The following is a 17,427-nucleotide window of genomic DNA, read 5'->3' as shown; positions in this document are numbered from 1 at the left end:
TTCTTTCTTATTATAAATGCGTAGTTAACTATCTTTATGATTTTTAATATTATTAAATAATGCATCAGGTAGCGAAATACGCTAAGAAAATCAATATATGAAAAAAACAGAACAATCACAGGAGCCTGTTAGCTGGTCGGAAAGTACGTTAGCCAACGATCCGCCGCTGCGGGCGGTGCGCGCCTTCGAGGCGATCGCGCGGCTGGGCAGCGTGACCCTGGCGGCGCAGGAGCTGGCGATTTCGCCCTCGGCGGTAAGCCATCAGCTGAAGGTGCTGGAAGGCTATTTGCAGATCCCGCTCACCGAACGCCAGGGGCGGCGGCTGACCCTCAGCCAGCAGGGGCGGGAGTATTACCGCTCTATTCGTGCGGCGTTTAACGTGCTGCGCCAGGCCACCGAACATCTGGTCGAGCAGGTGCAAACCCAGCAGGTGACGATCAGCCTGATCCCGCTGTTTGGCATGGGTTGGTTTATTCCCCGCCTGCCGTCGTTCGTCCATGCCAATCCGCATACCGAAATCAACGTGGTTTACGCCAACCACCGCAACTACCTCAGCGACGCCTCCGATATGTCGATCCGCTTTGGCAACGGCCACTGGACGGGCTATCAAAGCGAAAAACTGATTTCCGGAAAAATGGTGCCGGTATGCAGTCAGGCTTTTCTGCGCCTGCACGGGCATATCGATACCCCGGAGCAGCTCTTGCAGATGCCGCTGCTGCACGACGAGGAGCGCACGACATGGAACCAGTGGTTTGTGCAGCAGGGGGTTAAGCGTCCGCCGCGCTCGACGGGAGCGCTATTTGAGGATGGCCTGCTGACCCTGGCGGGCGTACAGGCGGGGCTGGGCTGCGCGCTGATGCGCGAGCCGCTGATAGCCCCCTACCTGAAGAGCGGCGAGCTGGTGAAAATCTTCGATGCGGCGATCGATGATGGTCGGGATTACTACCTCTGCGTGCGCCAGGACAGCGAGATGACGCCAAACGGCAAACTGTTGCAGAGCTGGTTACGCAACGAGGCGTTAAGCTAAGCCCCGCGTTAATGCGTCAGCGATGCCGAATCTGCAACGTCGCGGGCAGGTAGCGTTGTAGCGGCTCTGGCGTATTGCCGTCGATCAGCTGGCTTATCAGATCATAGCAGTGCCAGGCCAGCTGGCGATTGTCCTGCTGCACGGTATCGATACGCAGCGACAGTGAATCATAAAGGTAGTGATCGTCGAAACTGGCCAGGTGGATATCGGAATCCAGCAGATGATGCTGGCTCATATAGCGCAGCACCCCTTCCAGCAGACCGCAGGCGGCGGTGAACAGCGCCTTCGGCGGCCGGCCGAGACGCGCGCAGAGCGCGGCGAACATCTCATAGCCGGAGCTCGGGTGATAGTTGCCGTTAATCACCCACTCGGGACGCAGTTCGACCCCGGCGTTTGTCAGCCCCTGGGTAAACCCGGCGAGGCGATCGCGGGAGGGCGACAGGCGCGGCTGCCCGCCGAGAAACCAGAACTCATCGCGATGCGAAGGCGCAATGCGGGAAATCAGATCCGCCGTCGGGCTGATGGAGTCGGTCATCACCAGCGGCAGCGTGCTGTCGTTGGGGCAGCGGTCAAACAGCACCACCGGCAGCTGTTCGCTGAGCTTGAGGTAATCGGCGTCGTTATGCATACAGGAGGCGACGATCAGCCCGTCAACCTGGCGGGCAATCATATTATTGACCACCATGCTCTCCTGACCGGGGTTTTCGTCGGTACAGGAGATAAGCAGTTGAACGCCCGCCTCGCGGCAGAGCATTTCCAGCTCATGAGAGAAGACGGCAAATCCGTAGTTGGTGATTTCAGGCACCACCAGGCCGATGGTGTGGCTGCGGTTATCGCGCAGCAAGCGAGCGTGGATACTGGGCTGATAATGTTGTTCGCGGGCGATAGCCTGCACGCGCTCGCGCGTTTCCTGCGCCACGCGTAGCTCTTTGCCACGACCGTTCAGCACCAGGCTGGCGGTCGCTTTCGACACGCCAGCCAGTTCAGCGATATCTTTAATGGTAACGCGTTTGGTTTTCATCACAACAACATGCGCCTGAAAGCAAAACGCTTATTCTACCATGCATGGCTCCAGCGGCCAGTAGCAGAATGTTGCCGGCGTCGCGCCGCTGAAAACCAGCTGTGCGGGATAGTCCGGGAACAGGCGGCTGCTCATGACCCCTTCGCCATCGTTAATGAAAATCTCCACGCTCGAGCGGTCGATAAAAATCCGCAGCGAGCGGACTTCGCCGCGCCAGTAACGATAGAGCATCTCGTCGTTGGCGAGGCTGCATCGCGCCAGGCGGATTCCGCTGCCGTCGCGCTCAAGGGTTAACGCGCCGCCGAAATCGAGACTTAACGCGTCGTCACCGGCGGTCTCGAGGGCGATTTCCAGCGGTGCCAGCGGCAGAACGTTGCCCTGCCAGCCGCGGGCTTCGCCGCGCAGGGCGCTCAGTTCGCGCAGCGGGCGCTGAAAGAGTTTGCCGTCCACCCACGCCAGTTCGCGCAGGCAGGTCATCTGGTGGATCCAGCCGTGGGCTCGCGTCGGCTGGCGCATCTCCTCGCCGTCCGGTACGCCCATCCAGCCGACCAGCAGCCGACGGCCATCGCTGGTCTGCATGGTTTGCGGGGCGTAGAACTCAAACCCGGCATCCAGTTCGTGCAACGCGCCGTGCGTGAAGGCGGCGCTGGCATAGTCGAAGCTGCCGGCCATCCACACCGCCGGATAGCTGTTGAGGTAGCGCTCTTTCTCGCGGGCTATCCCCTGCGGGCAGCAAATCAGAATATGCTGGTCGGCGAGCGGGAACAGGTCCGGACACTCCCACATGTAACCGGCATCGTGCAGTCCGTTGATGCCGGCGCCGGCGATTTCGCCTTCGTTGATCCATTGATGGAGATCCACAGAGCTGAACAGCAGCACCTTGCCGCGTTCTTGTCGATTCTGGGCACCCAAAACCATGTACCAGCGGCCTTCATGCCGCCATACTTTCGGGTCGCGCACGTGGCCGGTATAGCCCTCCGGCAGCGGCAGGACCGGCCCCAGCTTGCTGAAGGTGCCGTCGGCATTTTCCGTCGCCAGGCACTGCCAGGCGGTTCGGCTGCCGTCGGCAAACTTGACGTTGCCGGTATAGCACAGGGTCAGCGCCCCATGATTATCCACCGCGCTGCCTGAGTAGCAGCCGTTGCGGTCATACTCCTCGTCCGGCATCAGCGCAATCGGTTCATGCCGCCAGTGCAGCAGATCGGCAGAACTCCAGTGCCCCCAGCATTTGAACTTATGGTCGCAGGCGAGCGGGTTCCACTGATAGAACAGGTGATAGCGCCCGGCAAATTCGACAAAGCCGTTGGGGTCGTTCATCAGCCCGGTGACCGGCGCATGGTGCCAGCGAGGATAGTGACTATCGGCCAGCGCGCGCGGCTGGCCCTGCATAACGGCCTGCAAAATCGCAGGCAGGCGTGATGGAAGTGACATTATTCCGCGTCCGTTTTGTATTTCAGCAGCAGGGAGACGATAAAGGCAACGCCGAAGGCGATGACCATCCCGATAATGTAGTTCAGCAGCGAGCTGGCCTGCACGATAGCCATACCGGGAATCGCCGTCAGGCCCACCGCGGTCATGTAGACGTGCATGGAGACGACCCACGCGCCGCCCGCCGCCCCGCCGATCAGCGCGGCGATAAACGGCTTCATAAAGCGTAAGTTGATACCAAAAATCGCCGCTTCGGTGATGCCCAGCATAGCGGAAAACGCCGACGGCAGGGCAATGGCTTTGATTTTGATATCTTTGGTTTTAAACCACACCGCCAGACAGGCCCCGCCCTGGGCGACGTTGGCCATTGCCCAAATCGGCAGCAGGAAGTTGACGCCGATGGACGGGTTGCCCAGCAGGCCCGCTTCGATGGCGTGGAAGCTGTGGTGAATACCGGTGATCACAATAACCGAATAGAGACCGCCAAACAGCAGTCCGGCCAGCCAGCCGGCGTGGCTAATCAGGGTGCTGAGAATGAATGAAATGCCGTCACCCAGCGCGCGACCCGCCGGGCCGATAATCAGCAGGGCGATAAAACCGGAAATAATCACCGTCAGGAACGGCGTCAGGATCAGGTCCAGCGCATCGGGGATCACGCGGCGCAGCTGCTTCTCAACGATGCTCATAAACCACACCGCCAGCAGCACCGGGAACACCGTTCCCTGATAGCCGATCATGGCGATCTCGAGGCCGAAGAAGTTCATGGTATGGAAACCGGCGGCCACGCCCCAGGCGTTGGTCAGCGCCGGGTGGGTCAGAATGCCGCCGAGCGTCGCGCCGAGATAGGGGTTACCGCCGAATTCGCGGGCGGCGGTAAAGCCAATCAGGATCGGCAGAATAATAAACGCCGCCGAACTGCACATATCCAGCATGATGTAGATAGCGTTGCCCGGGTCGACCCAGCCGTAGGTTTTGACCATGCCGAGCAGGCCCATCAGCAGGCCGGAGGCGACGATGGCCGGAATGATCGGTACGAAGATGTTCGACAGCAGGCGAGCGATACGCTGGAACGGATTAAGCTTTTTCGCCGCGATGTCGGCGGCTTCCGATTTGCTGGATTCGCCGATGCCGGCGGCCTGAATAAAGGCGGCGTAAACTTTGTTTACGACCCCGGTGCCAAAAATAATCTGCATCTGTCCGGCGTTGCGAAAACATCCTTTTACGCCTTCAATTTTGCCGATAGCCTGCTGGTCGGCGAGCGCATCATCGACCAGTACCAGACGCAGGCGCGTGGCGCAGTGCGCGGCGCTGGCAATGTTTTCCTTGCCTCCCAGAAGCGGAAGCAGCGAGCGGGAAATCTGTTCAAAATCCATAGTACCCTCTGAATGCGTAATGATTTTCGTGTTGTGGTCCCGTGTGCACGGGGGCGCAGTTTCTGCGTCGTTATTGTGTCCGGGGCGCTGGCCGACTCGCCGCCGCCCCGGTTTTTCTGGCGTCAGACGCTAGCCGTCAGAACCAGGTCTCCATTTGCATACCGAACGACCATTCGCCGCCCGATTTAAAACCGTTGCTGCCTAAAGCGTCATCGTTGGCGTAATTATCCAGTTTTTTGCTCCAGTCCATCCACGAGGTGTAGAGGCGGATCTCCGGACGGCTGAAGAAATCACCGATGCTACCGACCTTAAAGGTAGGGGCGAAGGTGAGTTTATAGAAGCTACCGTTCACCGCATGGCGGTCGTTGTAGCCTTCGGGTTTGAGATCCATGTACTGATAGCTGCCTTCGTAAGCGAGGGCGAAGTTCTGAGTGATCTCCTGAATCAGACGCAGGTTGAGCGTCGCCCACTGGTAGCTGTCGCCATCGACATAGCGATCTTTACTGCTCTGCGTCAGCACCGCCGGGGCGATAAACCAGTTCTTGCTCAGCGGCGTGGTGCCGTAGCTGGCGAAGCGCCAGGTGTTTGCTCCCGGGCGCAGCGCGCCGTCGGAACCCACGCCTTTCACTTCTGCGCCTAGCCCGTGGCCATAGAGCAGAGCCGTTTTGCTGAGCCCTTCACGCAGGCCATAAAAGCTGTCGTTGTGCAAACCGAGCAGCGTATGCACCCCGGTATTGGCCGCATCGCCTTTGACCAGATTACCGTTGGTATCTTTACGCTCGTCATTATCTTTCGCCCGCATCCCGCTGACCATCACCTGCACCGGGCCGATGAAGTTGTTCATGCTGAGGATGTAGTTCTGCACACTATTGCTGGAATCAGCAATATCACCGAAGTTGCGCCCGTATAACGAGAAGTTACTCCGCAGGCTGTCGTTCCACTTCACGTCATAAATACCGCCGCCGGTCCCGGCGAGGAAGACCACGTCGGAATCTATCCAGTGAATATCAAAGTTGTCGCGGTCGAAGCGTTTCCCGGCCCACAGGGTCGAACCTTTGAAGGGGCCCTCGAAGGTGGGCAGATTACCCAGTTCGACGAAAGCCTGGCGCACGTTCAAATCGCTGCTGCTTGCCGTCCAGTCGTTATAGGTGGTTTGGCCGTCGGCCACCATCACTTTGAAGCGCGTCGTTGCCCCGTTATCCAGCGTCTGCTTATGTTCAAGGTTCATTTCGACATAGGTGTCGGCCTGATTCCCCAGACGGCCGATGGCTCCGCCGGTTTCCCCGGCAGGCGTCATGTAGGCGCCGGATTTGGTACTGGCGGCGGAGTCATTCATGATGACGCCGGAACGGGCGTAGCCGTGGAACTCAAACCCGCTTTTCTCGTCGGCTTTTTTCTCCAGCTTCGCGGTGCGTTGAACGACTTGCTGGGTTGTGTCCTGCGTTTTTTGCTGCTGCGTGGTGAGCTGCTGGACTTTTTTCTCTGCCGACTCGGCGCGGTTTTCTGCGCTTTGAGCCCGGTTTTCTGCATCCTGCAGGCGTTTCTCCAGTGCCATCAAACGGGTTTCTATACTACTCAGATCCGTTTGCGCATGAGCCGAGGCCGCGCCGGTTAGCAAAGTAATAAGAACCGCAAGTGTGCTTTTTTTATACATGTTAGTCGCATCCCAAACGTAAAATTGACAGAGTTGTGTTTTTTGCTAAACCGGTTTAGGCGCTATGTTAAACATGACCTTTAACATCTGGAAATAGAAATTGCTAAACCGATTTAATAAATGTGATGGATGCAACAAAGTGGGCTGCCGGAGCAGCCCGAAAGGATCAAAATGAGTGATGCAGATCGTGCTGGTAGGGCAGGGCGGTCATCGCCCCTTTGGCGGTAGTGGCCAGCGCCCCGCAGGTTTGTGCCTGCATAATTGCCGGTTCCAGCGCCGCGAGATCCGCGGGCATTCCCTTAGCGGCAAGGCTGGCAAGCAGCCCGGCGACAAATGCATCGCCTGCGCCGGTGGTATCGACGCTGACCACCGGCTGGGCGGGGAAGTGGGTGAACTGTTGCTGAAAAGCGGCGAGCACGCCGGCTTTGCCCTGAGTGACCAGCAGGAGTTCTGGCTGATAGCGCCGGGTCAGGGCGGCTATCCCCGCGGAGACATCATCGCTGCCGCCGATCAGCGCCAGCTCTTCTTCGGACAGCTTCACCACGTTCGCCAGACGCAGCGCGCGGTCGAGACAGGTGCGTAGCAGCTCCGGATCCTGCCAGAGATCCGCGCGAATATTGGGGTCGAAGCTGACCCGGCCGCCGGCTAATTTGATTCTCTCCATCGCCGCGAAGGTGGTGCTGCGGCTGGGCTCGGCGCTGAGCGCGATGGAGCAGACGTGCAGCCATTCGTTGGCGGCGAAGGACGGCAGGTCTTCCGGCTGTAAAAACAGGTCCGCGCTGGGGCGCACCATAAAGGTAAAGGTTCTCTCCCCCTCGCCGTCGAGATCGACCACCACGGTAGACGTCCGGTGCTGCGGGTCAGCGTGCATGTAGCGGATATCCACCTGTTCGTGGCGCAGAGTTTGCTGCATAAAACGCCCAAAGGGATCGTCGCCGACGCGGCCGATAAACCCGCTGTTGCCGCCCAGGCGGGCGACGCCTACCGCCACATTGGCCGGCGCGCCGCCGGGGCACTGCAACAGGCGACCGCCGCTTTCCGGCAGCAGGTCCACCACCGCATCGCCAAGTACCCATACTTTTGCATTCATACTGTTTCCACCTCAATGCTAAACTTAATTAAACCGGTTTAGCTTATTTAAGCATAGCCTGATGATGAACGAAACGCCGCGATCGATAAAGTGAGAAGCCGGGCAAAAAAACGGCGCAGCGGGAGCGGGGAGCATCGTTCCCGGCGTTAGCGGAGAGGGGGGCACGCCGGGATGAGCATGGTGCGGCTGGCAATGGACGAAAGCCTGTTTGTATCCCGGAGGTTAACGTTTAGTTTGCCAACGCCGTGAATCCGGCGCCGACCGGGCATCGTTGTTTACCCGGACGGCGTCTTATTCTCACTCCGCCAGGCCGTCGATAATCACCTGCATGATTCCCTGTGAGCAGGGCTCAATCCGTCCGCGTACGCCATAGACCGTCGCGAGTATCTCCGGGGTAATCACCTGCGACGGCGCGCCGTCGGCCAGCAGTCGGCCTTCCTTTAGCATCAGCACATGATCGGCATGGCGCAGGGCAATATTAATATCATGCACCACGACCAGGGTGATGATATTGCGCCGCCGAGTCTCCCGGCGAACCAGGTCCATCACGTGAAACTGATAGTTCAAATCCAGCGCGCTGAGCGGCTCATCCAGCAGGAGTAATGACGGCTGACGGATAAGTGACTGGGCCAGGCCGACGAGCTGTTTTTGCCCGCCGGAGAGCTGGTCAAGGTAGCGTAACGCCAGATGCGCTATGCCTAACTGGCGCAGCAGGGACATCACTTCCTCCTCACTATCTGCACGTACGCCGCCGGCAGCGTGTCGGGCGACGATAATCGACTCCAGTACGTGCAGATGCACGCCCGCAGGCAGCGTTTGCGGCAGATAGACCACTTTTTCCGCGCGCCTGGCGAACGGCAGCGTCAGCAGGTTTTCCCCGGCCAGCGACAATTCTCCCGTCGACGGGCCAAGGCCGGCCATCGCCCGCATCAGCGTGGATTTTCCGCTACCGTTGGGGCCGAGAAGCGCGGTGATTTTGCCGCGCGGCAGATGGGGGACGGTCAGATCGTGAATGACCTGACGTTTCGGATAACCGGCGTTGAAATGACCGAGCGCCAGCCCTGATTCCGCCGAGGTGTGCAGGCTCATACGTTCCCCCGATGGCGTAAAATAATACTCAGGAAGAAAGGAACGCCGACCAGCGAGGTGACGATCCCTACCGGGATTATCGCCCCAGGCAGCAAATTTTTCGACGCCACCGAGGCCAGTGACAGCACCAGGGCGCCAGTCAAGGCGCTGGCGGGCAGATAAAAGCGGTGATCCTCACCAAAAACCAGGCGTGCGATATGCGGCGCGACGAGGCCAATAAAGCCGATTGGGCCAACGAAGGCCACCGACAGCGCCGACAGGATGCTGATTCGCAACAGCGTGGTCAGACGCAGGCGACGGACGTTGATGCCAAAGCTGATAGCCCGGTCTTCGCCGAGGCGCAGCGCGGTCAGCTTCCAGGCATTGAGCATGGAAAGCGGCATCACGACCGCCAGGACGGCAAACAGAATCCCCACCTTTTGCCATGAGGCGCGATCGATACTGCCCATAGTCCAGAATACCAGCCCCTGCAGCGTGTCCTCGTTGGCAACAAATTGCAGCATCGACACCAGGGCGTTAAAGGTAAATACCAGCGCGATACCAAATAAAATGACCCCGGAAGTGGCGACCTGGGTCCAGCGGGTTACGCCGTCCAGCAGCAGGGCGGCCAGCAGGGCAAACAGAAACGCGTTAGCGGAGGTAAACCACTGGCCGGGAATGCCGGGAATCCCAATCCCCAGCACGATAGCCAGCGCCGCGCCGAACGCCGCCGCCGAGGAGACGCCGAGGGTAAAAGGGCTGGCGAGCGGATTATTGAGGATAGTTTGCATCTCGGCGCCAGCCAGCCCCAGCGCAAGGCCAACCACCACCGCCATCAGCGCGTAGGGCATACGAATATCCCAGACAATCACCCGCGTTCCGGCCGCTGCGCTGCCGGGATCCGTCAGGGTTTGCCACAGGGTATGCAGCGACATGCCTGACGGCCCGAGCACAAAGTCGAGTAGCAGCGAGGCGACGATCAGCAGCAGCAACAGCAGCAGCAAGACGACACGGCGGCGCAGAATGCGACGGTAGTGCGTCATGGCGCTGTCGGGGCCAGCGTTCAGCGTGTGGATATCGGATTCAGTCGTCGAACTCATGTCGATTATTCACCCTGTTTCCAGGAAAAGACGAACGGCAGGTCCGGCAGGGAGGTGAAGCGACGCACGATCTCGTGATAGGTCTCATCGGGATTCAGCGCGGTAAACGCCTGCGGGTAGATATCTTTTGCCAGATACTCCATGCCGACGATATTCCACGGATGGTTGTAGAAATGGTGGTAAACCCCGTAGGCCCGCTGCGCTTTTACCGCCGGGATATCGCTGACGCCGGTTCGTGCCAGCAGCGCCTCGCCCTGGGCATTAACCTCCTGCTTGCTGACCTGATAGCCTAACGGCAGGACCTGGCTGTTGCCGCGTTTCGAACCGGTCATGATGTAGGCATCGGGCTTCATGCTGATAATTTTTTCCAGCGCCACGAAACCGGAGGCGCCGGGCAGGACCTGCGAGCCAATATTGGTGGCGCCGACGGCTTCCACCAGTCCCCCCCAACCGCTGTGTCCGTGGGTAAAGCAGCAGGCATCGCTATTGCCGGCGATCGCTTCGACAAAGACCGTGGCTTTCGGGGCGATAGTGGCCGTTTTCTGTTCGATAGCCTGCAGGTGCTGGCGATAGAAATCGGTATAGGCTTTGGCGTTGCTCTCGCGGTTGAGCACCTGGCCTAACAGATCGATGCTGGGAGCGGTATCGCGGGCAGGATTGACCTCATAATCCACAAATAACACCGGAATATTCAGCGCGCTAAGTTTGCTGATAACCCCGCTTTCGGTTAGCGCCGGCTTCGCGCGTAGCTGGGCAATCATCAGGTCGGGCTGGCGGGAGAGCACGCTTTCCAGGTCAACGTTGCCCTTGTCACTAAAGCCCATATCGAGAATCGCCGCCGATTGCGGCCACTTCTGTTGCAGCATTTTCCAGGTCGCCACGTCCTGTTTTTTCGCCAGATTGTTCCAGGCCACAACGCGTTTAAACGGGTTGTCCCGGTCCAGCAGCGCCAGCGACATAAGATCCCGCCCGTCCTGCAGGATGATGCGCTGGGGTTCGTGCTGGAGCGTTATCTGGTGGCCATCGAGATCGGTGACCGTGAGGGGATATTGCGTTGCGTGGCTGATAACGGGGATCGAGATTAACCCAGTAAGAATGAGAGAACTTACTGATTTTCTTGCCATAATTTGATTTCCGTCGCTTACTTATAACTATAATGATTTTGATAAGTATTCGCGTATAAAAATAAACGGCAGGTATATGAAAAACAAATTTCATAAGTTGTAACAACTTAGCGGAATATTCTGGCGTATCCTGATCAGGATGATGGTTAGCCTGAAAACGGGGAAAAGAAGACGGTTCTGGTTTTAAGAACTATCCCTAATGCCATGACCGGAATGTTATGCCATGCTGTTGATGACTCATAACATTAAGCACGTTAGAGAGGAAATGATGAAAAAAGCAATGATTGCGTTATCTGCGATTCTGGTAGCAGCCCCTGTTTTTGCTGCGACAACACACGCAACTGATGATACCGTCGCGGCGGCCCATGAAGGGGCGAATACGGCGAAAGAAAAACTGCACCAGGCCCAGAACGAGGGCAAGGAGCTGAAGCTGAAATCCGAGCACGCGGCGCAAGGTAAAAGCGACAGCGTGAGCAGCCAGGTAAGCGAAGACGCTCAAAAAGCCTGGCATAAGACCAAAGAAGGCACGGAGAAGGGTTGGGATAAGACCAAAGAAGGGACGGAAAAAGGCTGGAATAAAACCAAATCCGCCACCGAAAAAGGTTGGGATAAAACCAAATCCGCTAGCGAAAAAGGCTGGGATAAAACCAGGCAGGGTGCGGAAGAGCTGAAAAATAAAGTTACCGAATAATCCCGGTGGCGTTGTAAAAAATAAGGTCGCGAAAGCGGCCTTTTTTTGCGCCCTCATTTACGACAATGGATATTAACGCCGGGGTAATACCTGCCTCGCGACGGGCTTTCGGCGAGAGCGAATCGAGTTTACTCAGTGTTTCACGGGTATTTTTGAATACGGGTAGCGCTGCTGGCTGGCGGTACGTCATCGCGGTTCCGCCGCGTGCTCACTGCCCGCAATATGGCGCCTGCCGAGGCAATCTGAAGATATTGAATAAGCTGATTCAGGCGTGGCGATTGTGGAATAAAAGCGCACCGATAGCCCAATAATTAAAGGTTTATATTTAAATTTCGCCATATTTATGGTCTGTATCACTATTAAAATGAAATTTATTAGCATGATTTTTTACAGGCTGTTGCACGCCTCCTTCTTTGTTGTATTGCCGGTAACTGGCTGAATAATCATTAGTAAATGAGATGAGACGCACGCCGGAAATCAGAAATCTTACTTGCATTAAATGCTTATCCAGATAAGTTATTAAGTCTGAGTTTATTCTTCATCCTTCACGTTTTGGGGTTCTGGCCCCCCATTTTCCAACGTTCGTTTAGCTGAAGCCTGAATGAAGCAAAATATCGATTTCTTATTTCCCGGAGAACGGCATGAGCCATTTTGTGATTCCAGAAATTAAAGCAGCTGAAGAAGAAATGATTGCGATCCGTCATTATTTACATGCCCACCCGGAATTAAGTCTGGAAGAGTTTAATACCAGCGAGCTGGTGGCGGAAAAACTGGCGCAGTGGGGCTATACGGTGACCCGCGAACTGGGGAAAACCGGGCTGGTGGGATCGCTAAGCAAAGGGCATTCATCACGTACGATTGGGCTGCGCGCCGATATGGACGCGCTGCCGATTGTTGAAACCACGGAATTACCCTGGGCCAGCACCGTGGCGGGAAAAATGCACGCCTGCGGCCACGACGGCCACACCACTATCCTGCTGGCGGCGGCTAAATATATTGCCTCGCCGGCCTGCCAGTTTAACGGCACGGTGCACGTCATTTTCCAGCCAGCGGAAGAGGCCATCGGCGGCGCGGACCTGATGATAAAAGACGGGTTGTTTGAGCGCTTCCCCTGTGATTGCGTGTTTGCGCTGCACAATATGCCCGGGCTGCCGGTCGGCAAGCTGGGCTTCTACGCCGGCAACTTTATGGCGTCGGCGGATACCGTCAAGATAACCATTCACGGCTACGGCGGCCACGGCGCTCACCCGGACCGCGCGGTCGATCCCATTCTCGCCGGCTCGGCGCTGGTGATGGCCCTGCAAAGTATCGTCGCCCGTAACGTGCCGCCGGGGGAAACCGCCGTGGTGACCGTCGGCACCTTCCAGGCGGGCATCGCCTCCAATGTGATCCCGGAAAGCGCGGTCATGGAGCTGACCGTGCGGGCGATGAAGCCGGAAGTGCGCGATCTGCTGATCAAACGGATTCACGACATCACCGAATTTACCGCCAAAAGCTACGGCGCCACCAGCGAGATTGAGGTCTACGACTCCTACCCGGTGCTGACCAATAGCGTGGAGGAGACCGCTTTCGCCAAAGCATTAGCGCTGGAGGTCTTTGGCAGCGAACAGGTACTGGAATCCGTTGCGCCGATGAACGCCAGCGAGGATTTTGCCTTTATGCTGCAGGCGTGTCCGGGCTGCTATTTCCTGCTGGGTAACGGCGAGAAGGGCGATAAAGGTGGCTGCATGGTGCATAACCCAGGCTATGACTTTAACGATGACATTATTACCACCGGGGCGTCGTTTTTCGCCCGCTTAGTTGAAACACACTGCCGTTGATCTCTGGAGCTCGTAAATAATGAAAAAATCACTACTGCTGTGGGTCGCGCTGATGGCGTCCACATCGGCGCTGGCCGCAGAACAAAAAGAAATTCGTTTTGGCGTCGATCCCACTTTTGCACCGTTCGAATGGAAAGACCCGCAGGGCAAGCTGGCGGGTTTTGATATTGATTTAGGCAACGCCATCTGCCAGCGGTTGCAGGCGAAATGCGTGTGGGTGGAAAGCAACTTCGACGGCATTATTCCGGCGCTGAAGGCGCGTAAATTCGACGCGATTCTCTCCGGCATGTATATGACCGAGAAACGCAAAGAGCAGATTGGCTTTAGCGACAAGCTGTACAACGGCCCGGTGTTCCTCGTGGCACGTAAAAATACGCTGACCGGCAATACGCCAGAGCAGCTCAAAGGCAAAACGATCGGCGTGGAGCAGGGCTCGGCGCAGGAGACTTACGTCAACCAGCACTGGCGTCCGTCGGGCATTAATATCGTGGCCTATCAGGGCGCTGACAGCGTGGTGCGGGATCTGGAATCCGGGCGTATTGATGGCGCGGTGCTCTCCGGAATGATGGCGGACTACAGCTTCCTGCAACAGCCGCAGGGTAAAGATTTCGCCTTTGTTGGCGGAAATTTACAGGATAATAAGCTGTTCGGTGCCGGGGCGGCGATTGGCCTGCGAAAAGAGGACGATGCGTTGCGTCAGGAAATTAACCGCGCGATCGCGCAGATTCTCGCCGACGGAACCTATAAAAAACTGTCGGGTAAATATTTTAGCTTTGACGTCTATTCCGGGACATAATGTTGTAATGCATCCGGCGGGCACGGACAGGCCCGCCGCAAGATTCCTTTTCTGACTCTCCACTCATGGTTCTTTCCCGCCCGTTGCGGCCTGGCGAAGGATGCAGAATATAAGCGATAAGGAGTGAACGGCATGAATACACGTCCATTGGGCAAAACCGGATTTTCCATCGCGCCGCTGGTCTTCGGCGGCAACGTGTTTGGCTGGACCTGCGATGAAAAAACCAGTTTTGCCATTCTTGATGCTTTTGTCGACCACGGCTTTGACGCCATTGATACCGCCGATGTCTATTCCCGCTGGGCGGACGGCAATCAGGGCGGCGAGTCGGAAACCCTGATTGGCCGCTGGCTGCAGGCGCGTCCGGGGATGCGTGATAAGGTCAAAATCTTCACCAAAGTGGGCTCGGATTTAGGGCTGCCCGGGCAAAAAGGGCTGCAGAAAGCCTGGATCCAGCAGGCCGTGGAAAACTCACTGCGCCGTCTGAACACCGATTATATCGATCTCTACTTTGCCCACTGGCCGGACCCGGAAACCCCCGTTGCCGAGACGCTGAGCGCTTTTCACGCGCTACAGCAGGCGGGAAAAATTCGCGCGACCGGGGCTTCTAATCTGGATGCCCAGCAGCTTTCCGCAGCGCTGGAGGTGGCGCGTAAAGAGGGGCTGCCGGCCTGGCAGGTGCTGCAACCGGAATACAATCTCTATCACCGCGCCGCTTTTGAGGGGGCGCTGTGCGACCTGTGCATCAGCCGGGAAATTGGCGTCGTCACCTACTACAGCCTCGCCTCCGGCTTCTTGACCGGTAAATACCGCCAGCAGGCCGATCTGGCGCAAAGCCAGCGCGGCAGCGGCATTGGGAAGTATCTCAACCCGCGCGGAATGCGGATTATCGATACCCTGGAAGAGGTCGCCGCTCAACACCATGCAAAACCGGGTGAAGTGGCGCTGGCCTGGCTGATGAGTCGGGAAGGGGTGACCGCGCCGATTGCCAGCGCCACCAGCGTGGCCCAGGTCGAAAGCTTTGCCCGCGCCGCTCAGCTGACGCTGAATGCCGCCCAGCTGGCGCGGCTGGAGATTGCCAGCGCCTGACGGCGACGTGCCGGAGCCGCCTGGCTCCGGCGCTACGCTCAGGACGCATGGTTCGTCACATTCAGAATCTGCGCGCTGGCCCCGACCGGGAAATTGCTCAGCGCGGCAAAATCGCTTCCCTGATAGCCGAGAATCTTGCCGTCGGTGCGCATCAGTTGCAGATCGATAAGGATAACCCCCAGCGTCGGAATGATTTTCTCGCGCCAGACAAACAGCGTCAGATCGTCCGCCACCTGCACGTAGTGACAGCGATCGACATCCGCCAGACCTTTCTCCACGCCGTCCAGACACTGCCAGGCATAGAAGTTATCGTTGAGATAAATATGCTCATAACGTTCGGTCGGGCTGTAGGTGTACTGGTTACGCATCCCCACCAGCGCGCGGGTGAAGGTCGGCAGCGGCCCCGGCTCGCGGTTCAGACGGGCAAAATGAAAGTGGACGTCGACTGCCGTCAGCGGCAGACCCTGCTCGACGCGGCTGAACGCATCGAGGCGCGCGGCCTGCTCCGTCGGCAGCTGGCCACAGACCAGGGTGGCGTTATTGTCCGTCAGGTTGCATACCGCGCTGATGCTGGCGTTTTCCTTACCGGGATCGAGAAAATCGATCAACAGTACATCGGGGCGAATGGCGGTCACGCGTCCGGCAACGAGCTGCCCGTCCCAGAGCAGGGCGTGGGCATCAACTATCGTCAGCCGATGACAGGCGCCGTCGGCCAAATAAAAGGTCAGGGATGTTCCATCAGATATCGAGGCGGCCGGCAGGACGTTGCCGTGAGGGGCAAAGCCGTCTGCAAGCGCCCCGACCTGAATAAATACGGCTTCTGAAGTCATGTGAGATCCTTGTGGTGTAAAAACGTTAAGCAAATGCCAGCGTCGGGACATCCACCGCGCTGGCGCCGCCGTCGGCAACCAGCGTCGCGCCGCTGATAATCGACGCCTGCGGGGAGCAGAGGAACTGGCAGGCGAGGGCAATCTCCTGCGCGCTGGCCGGACGGCGCAGCGGGACGTCGCGACACACCTGCTGATAGGCCTGCTCAAGGTTGATACCCTGCGCGGCCATCAGCGGCTGCATCTCCTCATCGGCCATCGGCGTGGTTACCCAGCCGGGACAAATGGCGTTGGCACGCACCCCTTGCGGGCCATAATCCCGCGCGACTGAACGCATCAGACCGATCGCGGCGTGTTTCGCGGTCACGTAACCACAGGCCTGCGGCCCGGCGGCGAGGGAGGCTATTGAGGCGACAAACAGCACGTTGCCGCGCCGGGCAATCAGCGACGGCAGGCAGGCGCGGACGCTGGCAAACGCGCTGTCGAGATTGCTCTCCAGCGCCGCACGCCACTGCCGATCGCTGGTCTCGACGGCGGCGCCGTTGCCCATGCCGCCCGCGCTACAGATTAAAACGTCGATATGGCCCGCGCGTTCAACAATCGTCGGCAGCAGATGCGTCTGCCACTCATCGCCGCTGGCGGCATCGCCCGCCAGTGCCACGGCGCCGGTCTCTTCCGCCAGCGCTTGCAACGGGGCGAGACGGCGGCCGGTAATGAACACTGTCTCGCCCGCCGCCGCCATCAGTCGTGCACAGGCGGCGCCAATCCCGGTACCGCCGCCGGTAATCACTACCACTCGACTCATCGTCTCTCTCTCCAAAAGCGTCTGCTTTGTCCTTTAGATAAGCCTGAACAGCCCGCCTGCTCAGTATTCATCATCAAACCCGTCCGATATCGGCGCCGGGCCGTGCTCGCGCACTCAGCCCCGGTTTATTCTTGCCCGCGTCTCTTTCCGGGCAGCAGAAAATCCTGCGCTTGCCTGGAGAGTTAAGCGCCTGATGAAAATGATTTGCGTCATATTTATCAGGTATAGAGGAGTCGTTTAAAAAGACTATCGTTCTAAAGGACGAGATCGCGGCTGAAAAGCGTGAGAATGTGAACCGGGCGGCGTCAGAACATAAAGTTAATAACTTTTGTTTATGTTTTAACGTTATTTCGATAACACAGCGACATGCTGAATAATAATATTTTAAATAACAGTTAGTTAAATAAAATTTTGTAACCGATATCACATTGTTAATATGTTAATGATTGTGTTGCTTAAATGTGAAATGTATGCTTCTTGTATCGTTGCTCATCCGCGTTTAACGCACTTTCACCTC

General features: G+C 57.8%; 15 protein-coding genes. 5 read left to right on the top strand and 10 right to left on the bottom strand.

What is annotated here, in order from left to right; genetic code table 11:
• Positions 1 to 97 precede the first annotated feature (97 nt).
• Positions 98 to 1,027: a LysR substrate-binding domain-containing protein gene (locus Electrica_RS18730; RefSeq protein ID WP_131047570.1), complete on the top strand. Its 930-nt coding sequence runs from the start codon at positions 98 to 100 to the stop codon at positions 1,025 to 1,027.
• 16 nt (positions 1,028 to 1,043) lie between these two features.
• On the opposite strand, the gene Electrica_RS18725 is transcribed toward Electrica_RS18730, so the two are convergent.
• The 8 genes from Electrica_RS18725 to Electrica_RS18690 all read right to left on the bottom strand — a co-directional run bounded on the left by Electrica_RS18725 (position 1,044) and on the right by Electrica_RS18690 (position 10,885).
• A complete protein-coding gene (locus tag Electrica_RS18725; protein ID WP_131047571.1) occupies positions 1,044 to 2,048 on the bottom strand; it encodes a LacI family DNA-binding transcriptional regulator in 1,005 nt (334 codons plus the stop codon).
• Positions 2,049 to 2,078: 30 nt separating this feature from the next.
• The gene (locus Electrica_RS18720; protein ID WP_141965158.1) at positions 2,079 to 3,479 is read right to left on the bottom strand and encodes a sucrose-6-phosphate hydrolase; all 1,401 of its coding nucleotides are present in this window, start codon (positions 3,477 to 3,479) and stop codon (positions 2,079 to 2,081) included.
• Positions 3,479 to 4,849 carry a sucrose-specific PTS transporter subunit IIBC gene (locus Electrica_RS18715; protein WP_131047573.1) on the bottom strand — a complete coding sequence of 457 codons (1,371 nt, stop codon included), beginning with the start codon at positions 4,847 to 4,849 and terminating at the stop codon, positions 3,479 to 3,481. Before Electrica_RS18715 ends, Electrica_RS18720 begins: the two co-directional genes overlap by 1 nt.
• Before the next feature lie 136 nt (positions 4,850 to 4,985).
• Complete coding sequence (locus Electrica_RS18710; protein ID WP_141965157.1) at positions 4,986 to 6,503, bottom strand: carbohydrate porin; 1,518 nt, start codon at positions 6,501 to 6,503, stop codon at positions 4,986 to 4,988.
• Between the two features lie 166 nt (positions 6,504 to 6,669).
• On the bottom strand, positions 6,670 to 7,593 hold the full coding sequence (locus Electrica_RS18705; RefSeq protein ID WP_141965156.1) for an aminoimidazole riboside kinase: 924 nt from the start codon (positions 7,591 to 7,593) through the stop codon (positions 6,670 to 6,672).
• A 297-nt stretch (positions 7,594 to 7,890) separates the two neighbouring features.
• On the bottom strand, positions 7,891 to 8,682 hold the full coding sequence (locus Electrica_RS18700) for an ABC transporter ATP-binding protein (protein WP_141965155.1): 792 nt from the start codon (positions 8,680 to 8,682) through the stop codon (positions 7,891 to 7,893).
• Positions 8,679 to 9,704 (bottom strand): FecCD family ABC transporter permease, encoded by a 1,026-nt coding sequence (locus Electrica_RS18695; RefSeq protein WP_160702570.1) that lies wholly within the window; start codon positions 9,702 to 9,704, stop codon positions 8,679 to 8,681. The genes Electrica_RS18700 and Electrica_RS18695 overlap by 4 nt, the downstream gene beginning before the upstream one ends.
• Positions 9,705 to 9,766: 62 nt before the next feature.
• Positions 9,767 to 10,885, bottom strand: coding sequence for an ABC transporter substrate-binding protein (locus Electrica_RS18690; protein ID WP_131047576.1), 1,119 nt, complete (start codon positions 10,883 to 10,885; stop codon positions 9,767 to 9,769).
• A gap of 268 nt (positions 10,886 to 11,153) precedes the next feature.
• On the opposite strand from Electrica_RS18690, the gene Electrica_RS18685 reads away from it, so the two are divergent.
• From Electrica_RS18685 to Electrica_RS18670, 4 genes are all read left to right on the top strand, one after another.
• Positions 11,154 to 11,576 carry a hypothetical protein gene (locus Electrica_RS18685; protein ID WP_131047577.1) on the top strand — a complete coding sequence of 141 codons (423 nt, stop codon included), beginning with the start codon at positions 11,154 to 11,156 and terminating at the stop codon, positions 11,574 to 11,576.
• Positions 11,577 to 12,217: 641 nt separating this feature from the next.
• Positions 12,218 to 13,396, top strand: coding sequence for a M20 aminoacylase family protein (locus Electrica_RS18680; protein WP_141965154.1), 1,179 nt, complete (start codon positions 12,218 to 12,220; stop codon positions 13,394 to 13,396).
• 19 nt (positions 13,397 to 13,415) lie between these two features.
• A complete protein-coding gene (locus tag Electrica_RS18675; protein ID WP_131047579.1) occupies positions 13,416 to 14,192 on the top strand; it encodes an ABC transporter substrate-binding protein in 777 nt (258 codons plus the stop codon).
• A gap of 132 nt (positions 14,193 to 14,324) precedes the next feature.
• Positions 14,325 to 15,278, top strand: coding sequence for an aldo/keto reductase (locus Electrica_RS18670; RefSeq protein WP_131047580.1), 954 nt, complete (start codon positions 14,325 to 14,327; stop codon positions 15,276 to 15,278).
• Between the two features lie 38 nt (positions 15,279 to 15,316).
• On the opposite strand, the gene Electrica_RS18665 is transcribed toward Electrica_RS18670, so the two are convergent.
• Entirely contained in the window at positions 15,317 to 16,108 is a 792-nt protein-coding gene (locus Electrica_RS18665) for a MoaF C-terminal domain-containing protein (protein WP_141965153.1), read from the bottom strand.
• Between the two features lie 25 nt (positions 16,109 to 16,133).
• Positions 16,134 to 16,910, bottom strand: a complete 777-nt coding sequence (locus Electrica_RS18660; RefSeq protein WP_141965152.1) for an SDR family NAD(P)-dependent oxidoreductase — start codon at positions 16,908 to 16,910, stop codon at positions 16,134 to 16,136.
• Positions 16,911 to 17,427 lie beyond the last annotated feature (517 nt).

The organism is Klebsiella electrica (genome assembly GCF_006711645.1).
GTDB lineage: Bacteria > Pseudomonadota > Gammaproteobacteria > Enterobacterales > Enterobacteriaceae > Klebsiella > Klebsiella electrica.
The sequence above is the reverse complement of the archived record's forward strand: the minus strand, read 5'-3'. Positions and strand labels throughout refer to the sequence as shown.

Bases quoted from the DNA above. Each gene is read 5' to 3' on its own strand.
- Electrica_RS18705 (WP_141965156.1), bottom strand. From the start codon at position 7,593: ATGAATGCAAAAGTATGGGTACTTGGCGATGCGGTGGTGGACCTGCTG.
- Electrica_RS18730 (WP_131047570.1), top strand. From the start codon at position 98: ATGAAAAAAACAGAACAATCACAGGAGCCTGTTAGCTGGTCGGAAAGT.
- Electrica_RS18695 (WP_160702570.1), bottom strand. From the start codon at position 9,704: ATGACGCACTACCGTCGCATTCTGCGCCGCCGTGTCGTCTTGCTGCTG.
- Electrica_RS18725 (WP_131047571.1), bottom strand. From the start codon at position 2,048: ATGAAAACCAAACGCGTTACCATTAAAGATATCGCTGAACTGGCTGGC.
- Electrica_RS18720 (WP_141965158.1), bottom strand. From the start codon at position 3,479: ATGTCACTTCCATCACGCCTGCCTGCGATTTTGCAGGCCGTTATGCAG.
- Electrica_RS18680 (WP_141965154.1), top strand. From the start codon at position 12,218: ATGAGCCATTTTGTGATTCCAGAAATTAAAGCAGCTGAAGAAGAAATG.
- Electrica_RS18675 (WP_131047579.1), top strand. From the start codon at position 13,416: ATGAAAAAATCACTACTGCTGTGGGTCGCGCTGATGGCGTCCACATCG.
- Electrica_RS18715 (WP_131047573.1), bottom strand. From the start codon at position 4,849: ATGGATTTTGAACAGATTTCCCGCTCGCTGCTTCCGCTTCTGGGAGGC.
- Electrica_RS18685 (WP_131047577.1), top strand. From the start codon at position 11,154: ATGAAAAAAGCAATGATTGCGTTATCTGCGATTCTGGTAGCAGCCCCT.
- Electrica_RS18665 (WP_141965153.1), bottom strand. From the start codon at position 16,108: ATGACTTCAGAAGCCGTATTTATTCAGGTCGGGGCGCTTGCAGACGGC.
- Electrica_RS18710 (WP_141965157.1), bottom strand. From the start codon at position 6,503: ATGTATAAAAAAAGCACACTTGCGGTTCTTATTACTTTGCTAACCGGC.
- Electrica_RS18670 (WP_131047580.1), top strand. From the start codon at position 14,325: ATGAATACACGTCCATTGGGCAAAACCGGATTTTCCATCGCGCCGCTG.
- Electrica_RS18700 (WP_141965155.1), bottom strand. From the start codon at position 8,682: ATGAGCCTGCACACCTCGGCGGAATCAGGGCTGGCGCTCGGTCATTTC.
- Electrica_RS18660 (WP_141965152.1), bottom strand. From the start codon at position 16,910: ATGAGTCGAGTGGTAGTGATTACCGGCGGCGGTACCGGGATTGGCGCC.
- Electrica_RS18690 (WP_131047576.1), bottom strand. From the start codon at position 10,885: ATGGCAAGAAAATCAGTAAGTTCTCTCATTCTTACTGGGTTAATCTCG.